This is a genomic window from Nocardia brasiliensis, assembly GCF_042691675.1.
Taxonomy (GTDB): Bacteria; Actinomycetota; Actinomycetes; order Mycobacteriales; family Mycobacteriaceae; genus Nocardia; species Nocardia brasiliensis_D.
The window spans coordinates 4,720,394-4,737,399 of the sequence record NZ_CP170507.1 but is presented as its reverse complement, the minus strand read 5'-3'; the positions used below and the strand labels follow the sequence as shown (position 1 = coordinate 4,737,399).

At 66.6% G+C, this 17,006-nt stretch carries 20 protein-coding genes; 11 read left to right on the top strand and 9 right to left on the bottom strand.

Annotation, left to right across the window (positions count from 1 at the left end; genetic code table 11):
* Positions 1-97: 97 nt before the first annotated feature.
* Entirely contained in the window at positions 98-1,006 is a 909-nt protein-coding gene (locus tag ACFK0J_RS21885; RefSeq protein ID WP_378730093.1) for a cutinase family protein, read from the top strand.
* On the opposite strand, the gene ACFK0J_RS21880 is transcribed toward ACFK0J_RS21885, so the two are convergent.
* Positions 934-1,713: a copper homeostasis protein CutC gene (locus ACFK0J_RS21880; RefSeq protein ID WP_378730091.1), complete on the bottom strand. Its 780-nt coding sequence runs from the start codon at positions 1,711-1,713 to the stop codon at positions 934-936. The genes ACFK0J_RS21885 and ACFK0J_RS21880 overlap by 73 nt on opposite strands.
* 153 nt (positions 1,714-1,866) lie before the next feature.
* On the opposite strand from ACFK0J_RS21880, the gene ACFK0J_RS21875 reads away from it, so the two are divergent.
* The 3 genes from ACFK0J_RS21875 (at position 1,867) to ACFK0J_RS21865 (ending at position 3,440) form a co-directional block, all read left to right on the top strand.
* A complete protein-coding gene (locus ACFK0J_RS21875) occupies positions 1,867-2,412 on the top strand; it encodes a TlpA family protein disulfide reductase (RefSeq protein WP_378730090.1) in 546 nt (181 codons plus the stop codon).
* 138 nt (positions 2,413-2,550) lie between these two features.
* Positions 2,551-3,135 (top strand): hypothetical protein, encoded by a 585-nt coding sequence (locus tag ACFK0J_RS21870; protein ID WP_378730088.1) that lies wholly within the window; start codon positions 2,551-2,553, stop codon positions 3,133-3,135.
* The gene (locus ACFK0J_RS21865) at positions 3,135-3,440 is read left to right on the top strand and encodes a transcriptional regulator (RefSeq protein WP_378730086.1); all 306 of its coding nucleotides are present in this window, start codon (positions 3,135-3,137) and stop codon (positions 3,438-3,440) included. The genes ACFK0J_RS21870 and ACFK0J_RS21865 overlap by 1 nt, the downstream gene beginning before the upstream one ends.
* A gap of 61 nt (positions 3,441-3,501) precedes the next feature.
* On the opposite strand, the gene ACFK0J_RS21860 is transcribed toward ACFK0J_RS21865, so the two are convergent.
* Positions 3,502-3,681 carry a hypothetical protein gene (locus ACFK0J_RS21860; RefSeq protein WP_378730085.1) on the bottom strand — a complete coding sequence of 60 codons (180 nt, stop codon included), beginning with the start codon at positions 3,679-3,681 and terminating at the stop codon, positions 3,502-3,504.
* A gap of 183 nt (positions 3,682-3,864) precedes the next feature.
* Between ACFK0J_RS21860 and ACFK0J_RS21855 the strand changes: the two genes are divergently transcribed.
* Positions 3,865-4,944, top strand: a complete 1,080-nt coding sequence (locus tag ACFK0J_RS21855) for a quercetin 2,3-dioxygenase (protein WP_378730083.1) — start codon at positions 3,865-3,867, stop codon at positions 4,942-4,944.
* A 15-nt stretch (positions 4,945-4,959) separates the two neighbouring features.
* Here the strand turns inward: ACFK0J_RS21855 and ACFK0J_RS21850 are convergent, their stop codons facing one another.
* The 6 genes from ACFK0J_RS21850 to ACFK0J_RS21825 are packed head-to-tail and all read right to left on the bottom strand — an operon-like array spanning position 4,960 to position 11,964.
* Positions 4,960-5,967, bottom strand: a complete 1,008-nt coding sequence (locus ACFK0J_RS21850; RefSeq protein ID WP_378730081.1) for a sugar phosphate isomerase/epimerase family protein — start codon at positions 5,965-5,967, stop codon at positions 4,960-4,962.
* Positions 5,964-7,127 (bottom strand): Gfo/Idh/MocA family protein, encoded by a 1,164-nt coding sequence (locus tag ACFK0J_RS21845; RefSeq protein ID WP_378730079.1) that lies wholly within the window; start codon positions 7,125-7,127, stop codon positions 5,964-5,966. Before ACFK0J_RS21845 ends, ACFK0J_RS21850 begins: the two co-directional genes overlap by 4 nt.
* A 14-nt stretch (positions 7,128-7,141) precedes the next feature.
* The gene (locus tag ACFK0J_RS21840) at positions 7,142-8,188 is read right to left on the bottom strand and encodes a substrate-binding domain-containing protein (protein WP_378730077.1); all 1,047 of its coding nucleotides are present in this window, start codon (positions 8,186-8,188) and stop codon (positions 7,142-7,144) included.
* 23 nt (positions 8,189-8,211) lie between these two features.
* A complete protein-coding gene (locus ACFK0J_RS21835) occupies positions 8,212-9,258 on the bottom strand; it encodes an ABC transporter permease (RefSeq protein ID WP_378730075.1) in 1,047 nt (348 codons plus the stop codon).
* Positions 9,255-10,757 (bottom strand): sugar ABC transporter ATP-binding protein, encoded by a 1,503-nt coding sequence (locus tag ACFK0J_RS21830; RefSeq protein WP_378730073.1) that lies wholly within the window; start codon positions 10,755-10,757, stop codon positions 9,255-9,257. The genes ACFK0J_RS21835 and ACFK0J_RS21830 overlap by 4 nt, the downstream gene beginning before the upstream one ends.
* A 22-nt stretch (positions 10,758-10,779) precedes the next feature.
* Positions 10,780-11,964, bottom strand: coding sequence for an ROK family protein (locus ACFK0J_RS21825; protein ID WP_378730071.1), 1,185 nt, complete (start codon positions 11,962-11,964; stop codon positions 10,780-10,782).
* Positions 11,965-12,158: 194 nt separating this feature from the next.
* Here ACFK0J_RS21825 and ACFK0J_RS21820 point away from each other — a divergent pair, with 194 nt between their 5' ends.
* Positions 12,159-13,523 carry a cytochrome P450 gene (locus tag ACFK0J_RS21820; RefSeq protein ID WP_378730069.1) on the top strand — a complete coding sequence of 455 codons (1,365 nt, stop codon included), beginning with the start codon at positions 12,159-12,161 and terminating at the stop codon, positions 13,521-13,523.
* Between the two features lie 137 nt (positions 13,524-13,660).
* Positions 13,661-14,701, top strand: coding sequence for an alpha/beta hydrolase (locus ACFK0J_RS21815; RefSeq protein WP_378730067.1), 1,041 nt, complete (start codon positions 13,661-13,663; stop codon positions 14,699-14,701).
* On the opposite strand, the gene ACFK0J_RS21810 is transcribed toward ACFK0J_RS21815, so the two are convergent.
* A complete protein-coding gene (locus ACFK0J_RS21810) occupies positions 14,698-15,000 on the bottom strand; it encodes a hypothetical protein (protein ID WP_378730065.1) in 303 nt (100 codons plus the stop codon). The two genes, ACFK0J_RS21815 and ACFK0J_RS21810, sit on opposite strands and share 4 nt — an antisense overlap.
* 180 nt (positions 15,001-15,180) lie before the next feature.
* Here ACFK0J_RS21810 and ACFK0J_RS21805 point away from each other — a divergent pair, with 180 nt between their 5' ends.
* The 4 genes from ACFK0J_RS21805 to ACFK0J_RS21790 all read left to right on the top strand — a co-directional run bounded on the left by ACFK0J_RS21805 (position 15,181) and on the right by ACFK0J_RS21790 (position 16,988).
* On the top strand, positions 15,181-15,585 hold the full coding sequence (locus tag ACFK0J_RS21805; protein WP_378730063.1) for a VOC family protein: 405 nt from the start codon (positions 15,181-15,183) through the stop codon (positions 15,583-15,585).
* Positions 15,582-16,205, top strand: coding sequence for a TetR/AcrR family transcriptional regulator (locus ACFK0J_RS21800; RefSeq protein WP_378730061.1), 624 nt, complete (start codon positions 15,582-15,584; stop codon positions 16,203-16,205). The genes ACFK0J_RS21805 and ACFK0J_RS21800 overlap by 4 nt, the downstream gene beginning before the upstream one ends.
* 4 nt (positions 16,206-16,209) lie before the next feature.
* Positions 16,210-16,515, top strand: a complete 306-nt coding sequence (locus ACFK0J_RS21795; RefSeq protein ID WP_218469267.1) for a hypothetical protein — start codon at positions 16,210-16,212, stop codon at positions 16,513-16,515.
* Between the two features lie 95 nt (positions 16,516-16,610).
* Positions 16,611-16,988: a LuxR C-terminal-related transcriptional regulator gene (locus ACFK0J_RS21790; RefSeq protein WP_378730060.1), complete on the top strand. Its 378-nt coding sequence runs from the start codon at positions 16,611-16,613 to the stop codon at positions 16,986-16,988.
* Positions 16,989-17,006: the final 18 nt, after the last annotated feature.

The following is a 17,006-nucleotide window of genomic DNA, read 5'->3' as shown; positions in this document are numbered from 1 at the left end:
CTCACCTGCAAGGAAGATCCCCCGGAGACGTGATATACACACCGAGCGCCTTCGCCGACGGGGTAAGGCGCCCCCGGCAGTGAACATGGAGCACACGATGTTTTCGCGATGGAAGAACACCGCCGCATGCGCGGCAGCGATGGTCACCGCCGTCTTACCGGTCGGCACCGCGTCGACCGCGCAAGCCGCCCCACAGCACTGCCCCGAAATGTACGTCGTGGCGATTCCCGGAACCTGGGAGACTTCGAATACCGACCCCGGCAAAGGGATGCTCGCTGAAGTCGCCGAAGATTTGCCAGGTGACGTCTGGACCGACTACGTCGCGTACCCTGCGACCGCATTCCCGTGGGAAGGCGACGTATACGGCCGTTCCAAACAGGAAGCTGTCGACGATGCCCGGCGCCTGATCGCCACGATGGCCCAGCGTTGTGACAACACCCGATTCGCGCTGCTCGGCTACAGCCAGGGCGCGGATGCGGCCGGTGACCTCGCCGCCGAGATCGGCACCGGATTGGGTGCGGTGTCGCCCAATCGTGTCGCGCTGGTGGGACTCATCTCCGATCCTCGCCGCTCACCGACCGACACCTTGATCGGTCCGCCCGTCACGGGTGCCGGCGCGGGCGGTCCGCGCCTCGGCGGCTTCGGTTGGCTCTCCCCACAGACCTATACATTCTGCGCCGCAGGCGATTTGTACTGCGCGACTCCCGATGGCGACTTCGCCGCTCGCATCGCCGGTTTCTTCGCCCAGATCTCGAACCCCAACCCCGACCTGTTCGGCTCCTATCAGCGACAGGCGGACGAACTGATCAACGATGCCCTCGCGGCCGGTGGTCTCGGTCTGCTGGCCGACCAGCTGAACAATTCGGCCTACGAAGAACGCAAACGGCAGATCGACGACTTCTTGAAGTCCGGGATCCATCAGAGCTACCCCGGCTACCCGGTCGGCGGCGGCGCCACCCCACTGACCTGGCTGCGCCAGCGGCTGATCGAGGCGACCCGGGGCTGAGCGGATACTCCGTTTCGACCGCGGCTGAGCTCGCATAGCGCCGTGACCTCGGCGGGGTCGGTCTCGAAGCGGTCGAAGCCTTGGGGGACACCGACTCCGGTGAACGAGACCGCGCCGTTCGTGGCGCCGTGCACCGGCTTGCGGACGGCCGCGTGCAGGTCTGTGACGCCGGTTGCCGCAAGCACTTCGGCGGCGTTCGCCGCGCGGACGCCGCCGCACGCCATCACCTCGATCGCGCCGCAAGCCTGCCGTACCAGGTCTTTGATCAATGGTGCGCCGTCCAAGACCGAGCGTTGCCTGCCCGAGGTCAGCACTCGTGTGAAGCCGAACGAGATCGCCTGGTCCAGTGCCCGTTGCGAAGAAGCACTGACATCGATCGCCCGGTGGAGTGTGACGTCCAGGTGTTCGGCCGCGTCCACGAACGCCGCGCACGCCGGGTCCAGCGCACCGGACGAATCCAGCGCACCGACCACAACTCCCTTGGCGCCCGCCGCGCGAGCCGCACGAATATCGCGCACCATCACCGAGATCTCCTCGGGGGAGTACCGAAAGTCCCCTGCCCTCGGCCGAATAAGAACGTGCACTTCAGTTTTCGCCGTCAGCGCCACCGCGTGTTCGATCAGCCCCACACTCGGAGTCAACCCACCGTCGGACAGCCCACCGCACACCTCGACCCGGTCCGCCCCGGCCGCCTCCGCGATCCGCACCCCAGCAACCGATCGGCCGTAAGGTCGCCCGGGACCGACCGATTCAGGACAATGGATTGTGTCGCCACTGCTGTTCTCCCGTCATCGGACGTGAACCAGCCTCTCGCGGTCGAGGATCAGTCCGGCTCTTCGCATGAATCGGAGGTTCATCACATGAAGATCGGTCAGGGTGTGCTGGTGCTCGCCGCGGCGTTGCTTGCGGCCGGATGTGTTGGGAGCGACGAGGATACGAATCCCGCGGTCGCATCGTCGGCTCAACCCGCGGTCCTGATGAGCTCGAGCGCGGGGCCCGGCGCCCCGGTACCCGAGCCACTGCGATTCACCGCGAGAACTGTCGACGGTGCCGAGTTCTTCGGCGCGAGTTTGGTGGGAAAGCCGGTCGTGCTGTGGTTCTGGGCGCCGGGTTGCCAAACCTGCCGAACCGAGGCCCCTCGTGTCGCCGAGACCGCTCGCGCTCATCCAGACGTACAGTTCGTGGGTGTCGCCTCGGGCGACGAGGTACCCGCGATGCGTGCCTTCGCCGCCGACCACGCCCTACCCTTCATAAGCATCGCCGACACCAACGGATCTGTGTCGCAACGATTCCGCGTGACCGACCACCCCACCTTCGTCTTCGTCAGCAAATACACCGAAGTCGACACCGTTCCGAGAACGCTGAGCGAGCCCGAGCTGGCGGCACATATAGCGACCTTGTATTGAGCAGCGTCCGTAGCGGCTCGACGCCGTAGGAAGCCACGGCCGCCATCCGAGCCCGCGCGGGACTGCGCGCCGATAGGCGCGCACGTTCGGGACGTCCCGTCTCTTGACACCCATAGCTTTGCGAGGCAAAGTTTATTCATGAACTCTGCATCGCAAAGTTACCCGGATGCCGAGGGCGCACGTCAGCTCGTCGGCGATATCGAGAAATGGACCGCGCAAGGCTGGAAGTTGGCTTCGCCCGTGTGGTTTCCGCTGTTGTGTGTCGCCGTCGAAGTGCTGGCGTCGGTACCGGTCGTGAACATGCTCGACTCCGGCAATGGTGTGTCGCTGTATTACACGATCGTGTCCCCGCTGACGGCGATCGCCTGCGCGTGGTTCTTCGTCAGCCGACGGGTGCAGGCGCCGGAAAGCCGTGGCGGGCTGGCATTTCTGACCGGCATGGTGATGTTGGTTGCCACCCTCGGGGCGAGTTGGTTCTACCGAGGCGAATGGGGCGCGGTGATTCCGTGGCTGATAGTCGGCACGGGTTTGGGTATGTTCGCCGCGGCCTGGCGTTCGATGACAACGGCCGCGGTAGCGATTGTCTGCGTCGCGACGCCCGTCATCGTTGCCATCGCCGATGTGGAAGACGGCTATTCCGTGGTGGCCCTAGCCGTAGGTGTGACGGCCGCGTTGGCCGTCTTCGTCGAATTGGTTCGCGCAGATCCCGCGCGTGGTGCCTGATGACCGACGTGCACCCCGCCGTAGGGCTCGATGACACGGTGCATCAACGCAGTCGCCTCGGCATCCTCGCACTGCTGCGAACCGGTATTTCGATGGAGTTCGGTGCGCTACGAGACACCTTGCACCTCACCGACGGCAATCTCAACCGGCACCTGAAAGTGCTCGAAGACGCCGGGTTGATTGCCAGCACTCGCAACACCGGTCATGGCCGACCCAGAACGTGGCTGTCCATCACCGACGCCGGACGGGCGGCGTTGGATGCGGAAATCGCCGCGCTGCGCGCACTGATCGCTGCCACCGAGTGATGCACGCGGTCCTCGGTCGCGCACCGATGCGTCGGGCCGACCGACGGCCGTAGGCGGCGCTTCACCGGCGGCGGCGCCAGTTCCAGGAGCGGTTGGTGCCGACACCGGCCAAGTGCAAGGCGACGAACAGTAGTCCGAGGGTGACGAGCGTGCCTTCGGTGATGTTGTCACCGAGGCTGGCATTGATCAGATCGAACAGCAACGCGAGCCCGAACGCGACAGCGGCAGCTATGGCCATCATGATGAAACCTCCTGTAGTGCCGGAGAAGTACCCGCCGGAGACGTCCGCAACCGTCGGTGGTGCGATTACCCAGCCGACCGGTTCGTCCTGCTACCATCCGCATCAGGCAGGACCTACGAGAGGCTTTACAACCGCGCATGCGGTGACCCGGGCCCGGGTACTGCGTTCGGAGGAGTTCTTTCCTTGGACACGGCTTCGACCGTCTTCGACATTCCTACTATCGATGAAGTTCACACGCTTGCCCCGAGCGTCGACACGCTCCCGGGCCGCTGCGTCCCGTACTACCTGGCTGCCGGTGAAGGTGAACGGCACGAACTCGGCGGGCAGCTGATCACGATCATCGCCCGGCCCGAGGACACCGGTGGGCAGTTCGGCGCCGCATATGTGTACGGCGGCAAGGGAATCGAAACGCCTTTCCTGTCGCATGAGCAGGAGCACCGGTTCCTGTACGTCACCGACGGGCAGCTGCGGGTGTGGCTGCCGGGTGAAACACACGTCCTCATCCCTGGCGCTTCGGTCACCGTTCCGCCCGGCGTGCCGTACGCGTATCGCATGCTCGCGCACCGCACCCGGTTCCTGAGTTGGCTCACCGTGGGCGACGGGCACCGGTGGGCGCAAGCCACCGGTCGCGAGACCGCGTCGCACGTCTTCGAGGTCACCGCGGACCGGCCGGTATCCGCTGGACAGCAAACGGAACTCGCCGCCCAATTCGGCGTACGATTCCACGATCTGGCGAAGCATCACCTGCCGCCGGTGACCGGAACGTCGCTGCCGGACGGCCGATCGCCTTATGTCCTCGAGGTGGGCGAAGGCGACCGGTGGGCGAGCATGGGCCAGCTCAACACCTATCTGGCGCGGTCCGCCAACACCGGTGGAACCTACTTCGTGATGCACACCATCGGCGGCAAGAGCCCCTACATCCCGCGGCATTTCCACCGCGAGCACACGGAGAACTTCATCTGTCTGGAGGGTCGAATCCTGGTGCACGCCAACGGTACAGAGCTGCTGCTCACCAAAGGTGATTTCCTACATGTCCCCGCGGGCACCGTGCACAGCTTCGCGTTCGACAGCCACAACACCCAGATGCTCGGCCTGCTGACCACCGGTGTGTTCGAGAAGTTCTTCGAGTACATGAACACACCGACCGAGGCGCATGTGCACAGCGAGGACGGGGATATGCATTTCCCGGCAGCGGGTTACGCGCGAGCGCGGGCGGAGTTGGACCTCGAGGTCGTCGGCCCACCTCCGGTCCGCAGCCGGTGAGGCGGAGGCCACGCGTCACCGGTCGGCGCCGAAGGCCGCGTCGAACGGGGCCGACGGTGGGGTGATGGCGTTGAGGCGGCGGACGAAGGAGAGCGCTTCGGGTGCCCCGGCGAGGCGGTCCATGCCCGCGTCTTCCCATTCGATCGAGATGGGTCCGGCGTAGCCGATGGCATTGAGGGCCCGGAAACAGTCCTCCCACGGCACATCACCGCGCCCGGTGGAGACGAAATCCCAGCCGCGGCGCAGATCGGCCCACGGCAGATGGGACGAGAGCCGTCCGCGTCTGCCGTCGCCGCAGCGCACCTTGGTGTCCTTGCAATCGACGTGATAGATCCGGTCCGCGAAGTCCAGAATGAATGCAACCGGATCCAGGTCCTGCCAAATGAAATGGGAAGGGTCCCAGTTCAATCCGAAGGCGGGCCGGTGGTCGACGGCAGCCAGGGCACGCACGGTGGTCCAGTAGTCGTAGGCGATTTCGCTGGGATGCACTTCATGCGCGAAACGCACCCCTTCGGCATCGAACACATCGAGGATCGGATTCCACCGCTCCGCGAAATCTCGGTAACCGCGTTCGATCGCCTCCTGCGGCACCGGCGGGAACATCGCCACGGTGTGCCAGATGCTCGATCCGGTGAACCCGACGACGGTGCGCACGCCGAGCTGCGCGGCCGCCCGCGCCGTATCGGCCATTTCGGCCGCGGCCCGCCGACGCACGCCCTCCGGCTCGCCGTCGCCCCAAATGCGCTGCGGCACAATGGCTCGGTGCCGTTCATCGATCGGATGATCGCAAACAGCTTGGCCGACCAGGTGGTTGGACAGTGCGAAGACCTGAAGTCCGTAACGCTCGAGAGTCTTCCGTTTGAGCGGCGTGTAACCGGGGTCCGCCAGTGCCTTGTGCACCTCGAAATGATCGCCGGAACAGGCGATTTCGAGCCCGTCATAGCCCCAGTCGGCCGCCAGCCGGCACACCTCCTCGAAAGGCAGATCGGCCCACTGGCCGGTGAACAGCGTGATCGGTCTCATGGTCGTTCTCCTCCGATGGCGGTCCAGCGCCCGGCGGCGGCCGCGCTTTCCTCGACCGCCGCCAGCACTCGCTGCACCGCGAGCCCGTCGGCAAAGCTGGGGCTCGGGTCCTTGCCCGCCGCGATCGCGATGACCAGATCGGCGACTTCGTTGGTGAAGGTGTGGTCGTAGCCGAGGCCGTGCCCGGCGGGCCACCAGGCGCCCGAGTAGGGGTGCTGCGGCTCGGTCACCAGGATGCGGCGGAAACCGGCGGTCTCCGGTTCCTCGGTGTGGTCGTGGAACCACAATTCGTTCATCGCCTCCAGATCGAAGGCCAGACTGCCGTGGGTGCCGTTGAGCTCGAGGCGAAGTGCGTTCTTGCGTCCGGCGGCGACCCGGGTCGCCTCGAACGAGGCCAGTCCGCCACCGGAGAGCCGACCGAGGAACAGCGCGGCGTCGTCCACCGTGACCCGGCCACGGCCCGGCCCGTCCGAGCGGGGGCGTTCGGTGACGAATGTGTCCAGCAGCGCCGACACCCCGGTCAGCGCCTCCCCGGTGACGAACTGGGTGGCGTCGATGATGTGCGCGCCGATGTCGCCGAGCGCTCCCGACCCGGCGCGCCGCCGATCGAGCCGCCAGGTGAGCGGCGCTTCCGGATCGGCGAGCCAGTCCTGCAGGTACAGCGCCCGCACGTGCCGGATGGTGCCGATCCGGCCCTGCGCCGCCAGATTTCGCGCCAAGGCCAGCGCGGGCACCCGCCGGTAGCTGAATCCCACCATCGACCGCACCCCGCGCAGTGCTGCCTGCTCGGCCGCGGCGGCCATCGACTCCGCCTCGGCGATGCTGTTGGCCATCGGCTTCTCACACAGCACGTGCTTGCCCGCACGCAAGGCGGCGATGGCGATTTCGGCGTGACTGTCGCCGGGTGTGCAGATATCGACGAGATCGACATCGTCGCGGTCGAGCAACTCCTTCCAATCGCCGACGGCGCTCGCCCAGCCGAGCCGGGTGGCGGCGGTGGCCGCCCGGCCGACGTCCCGGCCCGCGAGGACGACCGGTACCGGCCGCCACGGCAGGTCGAAGAACGCGTCCACACTGCGCCAGGCATGCGAATGGGCGCGGCCCATGAAGGCGTGGCCGACCATCCCGATGCCGAGTGTGGGTCGGTGTGTCGAGGTCATCTGGCTCCGATCGGTCAGTAGCCGTTCGCTAGATACTGTTCGGCGTTGTCCTTGGTGACGACCGCGGAGAAGGTCGTAATCTTCGCGGGCACATCGTGTTCGGCGAGATCGCCGAGTGCTCTGCGCTGCCCGAGCAGCCTTGCCAGCGCGACCGCCGAGGAGGCCATGGCGGGGCTGTAGAGCACGGTGGCCTGCAAGGGCGAATTGCCTGCCTGTATCTTTTTCATGGCCTGGGCCGAACCGCCGCCGCCGACCATGACGAACTCGCCGGATCGGTTGGCCTGTTCGATCGCGGCCAGCACGCCGATGCCCTGGTCGTCGTCGTGGTTCCACATCGCGTCGATCTTCTTCGTCGCCTGCAGCATCTGACTGGCCACCTGCTGGCCGCCTGCCGCCGTGAAATCGGTGGATTGCCGTGCGGCGATGCGGAATCCGGCGGCGCCGAGGGCGTCCTGGAAACCCCGGCTGCGCTCCTGGGTGAGCTGGAGGCTGTCGATTCCGGCGACCTCGACGATCACCGGATCGCTGATGCCCGCGTCGCGCAGCTTGCGGACGATGAAGTTGCCAGCGTTGACCCCCATGCCGTAGTTGTCACCGCCGATCCAGGTGCGGTAGGCCAGCCCCGATGCGAAGACCCGATCCAGGTTGATCACCGGAATCCCGGCCGCCATGGCGTTTTTCGCGATCTCGGTGAGGGCGTTGCCGTCGAACGGCAGCACCACGAGGACGTCGGTCTTCTGGTTGATCATCGACTGCACCTGCTCGATCTGGCGGGCGACGTCGTTGGTGCCCTCGGTGACGTTGAGCGTGACATCGGCGAATTTCTCCGCCTGAGCCCGCGCGTTGCGGGTGATCGCGGCGGTCCAGCCATGGTCGGCGGCCGGTGCGGAAAACCCCACCCGCACTTGCTGTCCGGCGGCGGCATTGTCGCCGGTATTGCCCGCTACCTGAGTGCCTGCGGTGGTGTCGTTCGACGTGCAGGCGGCCGCGAGGACACCGGCGCCTGCCGCGAGACCGGACAGCAGGATGCCGCGACGGGGGAGAGAGACTGTGGTGCTCATGATTTTCCTTGGTGCGTGCGAGATCAGGTGAGGGTGGGGACCGCGCGGGCGCGGCCGAAGCGCTGGAACAGCAGGACGGTTACGATGATGGCGCCCTTGCCGATCGCTTGGATGGGTTGTTCGAGGTTGTTGAGAATGAACAGGTCCTCGATCACGGTGAACACGAGCACGCCGAGGATCGAGCCGGTGATGGTGCCGAATCCGCCACTGAGCAGCGTCCCGCCGATGACCACCGCGGCAATGGCGTCCAGTTCGTAGAGCTGGCCGTTGGTGCTGGTGCCGGTGGTGGTCTGCGCGGTGAGCATGATGGCGGCGATGCCGCAGCACAACCCGGACACCGCGTACAGCAGCAGGGTGTGGCGGCGGACGTCGATGCCCGCCAGCCGCGCCGCCTCCGGATTGCCACCCACCGCTGCCGTGCGGCGGCCGAACGTGGTGCGCTCCAACACGATCCAGCCGACCGCGACGACCACCACGAACAGATAGACCAGCAGCGGGATGCCGAGTACGCGGTCCTGGGCGAGAGCGAGCAGATCGGTGGTGACGAGCTGTGATTGCCGCCCCGAGATCTGCTCGGCCAGCCCACGCGCGGCCACCATCATGGCCAGCGTGACGATGAACGGCACCAATCGGCCGTAGGCGATGAGCGCCCCGTTCAGTAGTCCGCAGCCCAGACCGACGAGCAGCGCGCTGAGCACCATCCCGGCCACGCCGTAGGACTGGGTGGCGGTGGTGGTGCACCAGACCGACGCCAAGGCGATGATCGCGCCGACGGAGAGGTCGATGCCGCCGCCGATGATCACGAACGTCATGCCGACGGTCACCACACCGATTACCGACGCCAAGGTCAGGATGGTGATCATGTTGCTGGTGCTGAGGAAGTCTTCGCCCTTGGTCACGGCGCCGACGAGTAGCAACGCCAGGAGCGCGACGATCAGCGTGACGTGTTTGCGTAATTCGCCGCGTCCGACCGCCTTACGGCGCGCGACCGGAGGTGGATCACCACCCGCTGCCGGTATTTTCGCCTCGGTGCCGACTGCGGGCGTTGTGCTGTCGGTTCGCTCGCTCACAGCGCACTCCCTTCCATGATCATGGCGATGATGTCCTGTTCGGTGAGCTCGGCCGCGGCGGCCGCGTGGATGATCTCGCCGTCGCGCAGGACGAGCACCCGGTCGGCCAGTCCGAGCAGTTCCGGCAGGTCGCTGGAGACCATCAGCACCGCGACACCGCGCTCGGCGAGCCCGCGAACCTGCGCGTAGACGTCGGCGCGCGCGCCGACATCGACCCCGCGGGTCGGTTCGTCGAGTAAGAGCACCCGGCAGTCGTCCAGCAGCCAGCGGGCCAGGACGGTCTTCTGCTGATTGCCGCCGGACAGTCCGCGCACCGGGTAGTCGGGATCGGCCGGTCGGATGCCGACGCGGGCGAGCAGGTCGCCCGTGTCGGCGCGTTGCCTGCGACGATCGAACCAGCCGAACCGGGAGTAGCGCGGTAGGGAGGCGGCAGAGATGTTGCGCCCCACCGATTCCAGCAGGAACAACCCCTGCGATTTGCGCTCCTCGGGTGCCAAGCCCAGTCCGGCGGCCACGGCCGCGGTGGTGTTGCCCGGTCGGACACGGCGACCGTCGACCAGGATCTGGCCCGCCGACGGTCGGCGCGCACCGTAGATCGTTTCCAGGACCTCCGAACGGCCCGCGCCGACCAGCCCGGCGAGGCCGACGATTTCCCCGGCGTGCACCGTGAACGAAATGTCTCGGAACCGGCCGGGCAGGCCGAGTCCGGTCACCCGCAGCACCTCGGTGTCGTCCTGGGCGCGCGACTGCTGTGCGAGCGCATCTTTGGCGCCATTGCCGCCGGTCATCAGTGAGACGACGTGGTCCGTGCTGGTGGTCCGGGCGGGCAACCCGGCGGCGACGGTGCGACCGTCCTTCAGGACGGTGAGTCGGTCGCCGATGGTGCGAATCTCGTCGAGCCGGTGCGAGATGTACACGACCGCAACACCGTCCGCGCGCAGCTGGTCGATGATGCGGAACAGATTGGCCACCTCGTCGTTGCCGAGCGCGGCCGAGGGCTCGTCCATCACGATGAGCCGCGCGTCGTAGGACAGCGCTCGCGCCATGCTCACCACCTGCTTGGCGGCCGCGGGCAAGGTGCCGACGAGCGTGTCGGGGCGCAACTCGCGGTGGCCGAGCCGATCGAGCAAGGCGGTCGCGGCGCGGGCGGTCGACGCGCGGCGGGTGAACCCGGCGCGAGCCTGTTCGTGGCCGAGGAAGATGTTCTCGGCGATGTCGAGTCCATCGCACAGATCCAATTCCTGGTAGATCGTGGCGATGCCGAGCCTGGTGGCCGCGGCGGGGCCGGACAGCCGCACCGGTTCGCCCAGCCAGCGCAGCTCGCCCGAATCCGGGTGGTGCGCCCCGGCCAGTACCTTGATCATGGTGGACTTGCCCGCGCCGTTCTGGCCGAGCAGACAGTGCACCTCCCCGGCGCGCACCTCGAGGTCGACATGGTCGAGGGCGCGCACACCGGGGAAGTCCTTGACGATGCCGCGCATGGTCAGCACGGTGTTCATGGCAGGCCTCCTTGCCGTGGCGTCAGGCGACGCTGAAGACGTGGTCGCTGATCAGGCGCGCCGCGCCGATCACCCCGCCGAGCTCGGCCAGCTCGGAGAGCACGATCGGCAGATTGCCGGTGGCCAACGGCAGTGACCGGCGGTAGACCACGCTGCGGATCTCCGCGAGCAGGGGGTGCCCGAAGCCGGTGAGGCCGCCCGCGATCACCACCAGGCCGGGATTGAAGAAGCTGACCAACCCGGCCAGAGCGGTGCCGAGATGGGTGCCCGCCTCGCGAATCATGGTGACTGCCACCGGATCTCCCGCCGCGGCGGCATCGGCGAGGTCGGTGGCCGTGAGGGTGCCCACGGTGGCCAGGCGATCGGCGAGAAACGGCGACCGTCCGGCGCGCGCCGTGGCCTCCCTGGCCAGTGCCGCGCCGCCGGCGTATGCCTCCAGGCAGCCGCTGTTGCCGCAGGCGCAGATCGGTCCGTCGTCGGTGAGCCGGAGATGGCCGATGTCGCCCGCGCTGCCGGACGCGCCGCGATAGATGCCGCCGTCGACGACGATGCCGCAACCGATGCCGGTGCCCGCCTTGACGAGTAGGAAATCGGCCACCGCGTGCGCCGAGCCCGCGTGCATCTCACCGAGCGCCAAAATGTTGACGTCGTTGTCGACGAGTACCGGGCAACCGAGTTCCTGCGCGATGACCTCGCGCACCGGGAATCGGTGCCAGCCCGGCATGATCGGCGGTGCGACCGGCATGCCCTCGCGGAAGCTCACCGGTCCCGGCACACCGACCCCCGCACCGTGCAGCCGACCGGCCATGTGCTGGTCGGTGCGTAGTTTGCCGAGCAGATCCAGTGCTCGTTCCAGCACCGCGGCGGGACCCTGCCGGATATCGCACGGCTCGGAAAGCTGTCCCAGCACGCGCAATTCACCGTCGGTCACCGCGACATCGATGGATGTGGCGCCGATGTCGATGGCGGCGAAACGCAGGCCGGAGGCCAGCATGGCGATGGCCGACCGGCGACCGCCGCTCGATGCCGCCAGGCCACCGGCTTCGACCAGCCCGAGCGTGGCGAGCCGATCGAGCTCCGCGGCGAGTTTGGACCGGGACAGCTCCATCGGCTGAGCCAGTTCCGACCGCGACTGCGGGCCTCGATCGCGCAGCAGCCGCAAAAGCCGTGCCTGGTGGGCATTTTCAGGTCGGGCCGCGATCCGCATCAGCTGCTTCTTTCTATCCGCTGAGCGAATTCAACCGCACTTTGTCGAGCTTTGTCTGCGCTTTCGACAGATTGAGCCCAAGTTTGTTCTGTGGCAGGACAAAGTAGCCGAGGCGCGCCGGAAGTGTCTGTTGGACAAGATCGATGGCTTGCGTGAAGTACCGGCGCCGGGGAGCATGGCCCTGGAGGAATGTCATGGAACCAGGCCGCGACGGTACGTCCGCCCGGATCCCGGGACCGCGTGGCGAGGGGGATGGCCTCGCCGACATCGTGGCCGCGGGCGGGCTGCACAACTACCAGCTGAAGCTGCACGCCGAGTACGGCCCCGTGGTCCGTTTCCGGTTGCCCGGGGCGGAGGCGGCGGTGTCGATTGCCGACCCGGTACTGCTGGAGGCTACCGCGAAGATCGATAAGCGGCCGGAAAAGCTGTTCGAGTTCCTTGCGCCACTTCAAGAGTCGGACAATCTCCAGACCATCTCCGCCGAGGAGCACACGCCGTGGCGCCGGGTGCTGCTATCGGTCCTGGCCGCGCGTCCCTCGCACGAGGCGCATTTCGGGCAGTTCGTGACGCTGGCTGTCGAACTGGCCGATCGGTGGGCCGAATCGGCTTCGGATGGCCCGATTGCCTTGCAGCAGCAGCTCAGTCAGCTGTCGCTGCGCATGATTTGCGACTATGCGCTCGGCAGCGGTCTGGATTCGCCGGAACAGGCCGGACGGATCGTGTCGGCGTTCGAGGATGTGCTGACCAAACAACTGGCTCGGCTGTATCAGGTCGATCTGCCGGGCACCGACCAGGAACGCGGCGTCCGCGCGCAGCGAGCACTGACTTATCTGCGGGGGATCGTGGACGGTGTGCTCGCCGCGCATCAGGACGGCGGCTCACCGACCGACGGCAGCGACCTGATCGCCGCCCTGGCCGCCGCGGGTCAGTCACCGGCGCGGATCCGCGACACCGTGCTGATGACCCTGCTGGCCGCCCACCACACCACCGGCGTCGCCATCTCCTGGACCCTGTACTTGCTGGCGCAACACCCGGACGCGGCCGATCGCGTCGTCGAAGAACTCGCGCGCGTCGTGGGGGACCGGCCCGCGCCCGACTACGCGGATCTGAAACACCTGACGTATCTGAAGATGGTGCTCGAGGAATCGATGCGGCTGTACCCGCCCGGACCCTACGGCGCCCGCGAAGCCACCGAAGACCTTCGCGTGGGCGAATATACGATCTCCGCCGGTACCACGATCTTCTACCCGATCTGGGCCGTCCACCTGAACCCCGAATACTGGCCGAGCCCAAAGGCCTTCCGGCCTGAACGGTTCGCCGCGCAGGAATCCGCCACCCGTCCCCGACTCGCCTACATCCCCTTCGGCCTCGGCCCACGCAGCTGCGAAGGCGCCGCCCTGGCCATGATCGAAGCCGAACTCGTCCTGGCGGTCCTGCTGAAGCGATTCCGTTTCGAGCTCGCCCCGGACCATCCGGTGATCCCGATCGAGCGCTTCGTACTCTGGGCGGCCGACGACATCCACATGAATCTCACCCCCCGCGAGCCCGTCCCGTCCTGACGTACCGCGGCGTCGTGGCAACGATCCGGCAGGACGACGGATTGCGGCCGCGAAAACCACCGCACCGCATGCGGATACGGGAACTTCACTATGCCGAAAGTCATCGAAGGCGGCGCGGCGCGGCTAACGTAGGATGAATGCTGCCTTGGTCTGCCGAACTTGCCGGACGCCTCGATGAGCACATCTTCGAGAGTGCGTTATTACGCGACAACCCGTTGCAGGACCCGCATCAACGCCCGTTGTGGGTGTATGTGCCGCCCGGTTACGCGGAGGAGGGCGACCAGCGGTACCCGTCGATCTACGTTATCCAGGGCTACTCCGGTCACGTCGAGATGTGGCGGAATCGGATGCCGTTCCGCCGCCCGTTTCCCGAAACCGCCGACGCGGTCTTCGCGGCGGGTGAGGCTCCGCCCGCGATCGTCGTATACGTCGACGCGTGGACCGCCTACGGCGGCAGCCAATTCGTCGACTCGCGCGGCACCGGCCCGTACCACTCCTACCTCTGCGATGAGATAGTCCCCTGGGTGGACGCGCACTATCGCACGGCCGCCGACCGTGATCATCGCGCCATCATGGGCAAGAGCAGCGGCGGATTCGGTGCGATGATCACGCCGATGCTGCGTCCAGACCTGTTCGGCGCCTTGGCAACCCATGCCGGTGATGCCCTCTACGAGTACTGCTACATTCCCGAATTCCCGGATGCCGTGCGCCGTCTCCGCGCGTACGACGGAGATATTCACCGTTGGTGGGCCGACTTTCAGCAGCGGGTGTCCTTCACCAAGCCCGAAGACGAGGATCTTCTCGTGGTGTACGGAGTCGCGGCCTGCTTCTCACCGGGCGAGGACGGCCGCCCGGAGCTTCCGTTCGATCCCCGCACCGGCGTGCTGAAACCTGATGTCTGGCAACGCTGGCTCGATTGGGACCCGGTCCGCATGGTGCCCGCCCACGCCGAAGCCATGCGGTCGATGCGGGCGATCTGGATCGACGGCGGCACCAGGGACGAATGGTATCTCGACATCGGCGCCGAAGCCTTCCATCAGGCACTTCTCGATAACGGCGTGCAACAGGATGTCATCAATTTCGAGCTGTTCGACGCCAAACACGGCGGCATCGACTATCGCTACCCCATGTCGCTGGCGTGGTTGGCGAAGAACCTCTCGGGAGCCGCCGACCGCTAGAAGAGGTGGGCGGACAGCGACGAACTTCCCGTCCCGTAGCCCATGCTCACCAGCCAGTTACGGAAGGCGATGACTGCTCCGCCGACCGGCCCCGGGTCGGAGCACGAACCGCCGACCGACGAGAAGGTGCACCCGTCATTCGCCACCGGTGCCGAACTGACCGCACCGGCGCCGAACTGACCGCTATCGGCCGAGGCCGTGGCCGCCGTACCGGACAACACACCCGCTACTACCGTCCCGGCCAACACCGCACCGCTGATCCCACGTTTCCACTGCACACTGCTCGTCGATGTACTCACGGGTACGAAGCTACCTCACCTTCTCCGCGGGCCAGCGTCGAGTTGCGCTGTGGCACCGTCGGGTTCGGCGACGTCTCGGTGTGGGGACATCGCGAGCACGTCGGATGGTTGTACCGATGTTCCCGGCGACTTATACTATCGGTTGATAGGGCTATCGGTCGCTAGCTAAGGAGGGTGGGCATGGCCATTCAGCGGCTCGACAACATCGGGGTCGCGGTGCGGGATGTGGAGCGGGTCGCGCGGTTCTTCGCGGATCAAGTGGGCCTACCGACGGAGCTGGACCTGGCGGGCGAGCCGCCCTCGGCTCAGGTGTCCGTAGGCGAGCAGTACCTGTATCTGTTCCGGACGACCGACACCGCGGGGCCGACGAAGCGGCTGCCCGATCTGGTCGGCAATCCGCAGGGATTGGATCACGTGAGTTTCACAGTCGACGACGTCGACCGCACCTACGCCGAACTCGTCGAACGAGGCGTCGCCTTCGACGCCGAACCGGCGACCGAGCAGGCCTGGAACATTCGCCTCGCCGGTTTCGCCGACCCGGAAGGCAACCGGTACTACCTGGTCCAGTCCCTATCGGCGGCATGACCGAGCTGCCGGAAGTAGCCGGACCGCGGGGTCGGCGTGGGCCGGTGAGCGGCTTGCCGCCACGGTACCGGCGGCTGATCGAGATCTCCACCGATCTGTTCAGCCGATATGGCTACGGCGCCACCACGATCCGGCAGATCGCCGACGAGATGGGGATCAAGAGCGCGAGCCTGTATTCGCACGTCGGCAGCAAGGCCGACATCCTGCGCGTCATCATTCTCGACGTCGCCCGTGAATTCACCGAGGGCGCAACGCACTGCGTCGACACCATCGCCGACCCCGAGCAGCGACTGCGCGAGCTCTGCCGGTCGCATATGCGGGTGATGGAGCGCCGCGCGGCTGCCGTGGTGGTGTACTTCCATCACTGGCGCAAGCTCAATCCGGAGTACCAAGCCGAAATCATCGACCTGCGCGGGGAATACGAGGCGATGTTCCGGTCCGCGGTCGCCGAAAGCGTGCGACAGGGAATCTATCGGCCGGTCGACGAGGCCCATGCGGTCCGGGTCCTGCTCGGCGCGTTGAACTGGACCTACGAGTGGCGCTCCCCGTCCCGCGGCATGGATGCCGACGCGACGGCGGACAGCATCCTCGATCTCATCACTTCCGGCTTGAAGGGATGACAACATGCCGGCGGCGCAGTATCTGATCGATCTGGCAATGCATTTCGAATGCAGGCCGAATCCATTTCCGAACGGCACGGGTGGCGGTACCGCGGTGTTGTGTCCCGGTTGCCGGGTGCTCGCACCGGTCTACGACGTCGGACATTTCGTGCGGTACACCTGGGGGACTGTCGCCGCTTACGACACCATCGACCGGATCGTCACCGTCTATTACGACGCGCCGGAGCCGACCAGTGATGGTTTCGGCACCAGCGGTGTCCTGGCTTATCCGGTCTCGCTCAGTACGTCTCTCCGGAATTCCGGGGAGTAGCAAGGGAAGCTCAACGGCGAGCTCCGACGGAACGAGCCACATCGGAAAGCGAAGATCAGCACCCTCGTGGGGGAGTGTTGGGAGGGGCCGGAAATATGCAGCAAACCGCCTACGACCCGGAAGAAATCGAGTGCGTCATCAGCAGCCTGCAACGCGCCATCGAATCACAACAGCAGGCAATTGACGCGTTGCAGCGCTTGTGGACTCGACCTCGGGTCGAGTGCGAGCCGGTACCGCTGTCGGCAACGCCCACCCAATCCGACGTATTCACCTTTACCCGAAGGCAGGCGCAGGTGCTCGACCTGCTGGCCGACGGTGCGACGAATCGGCGGATCGGCAAGGTGCTCGGAATCAAGGAGCAAACGGTGAAAGCGCATGTGCACGCGGTGCTTTCGAAGCTCGGCGCGTCGCATCGCGCCGAGGCCGTGTCGATCGCATACAAGTGGGGACTGTTGCGCGCCGAGACCGCCTGAGGCGCGCGCAAAGAAAGT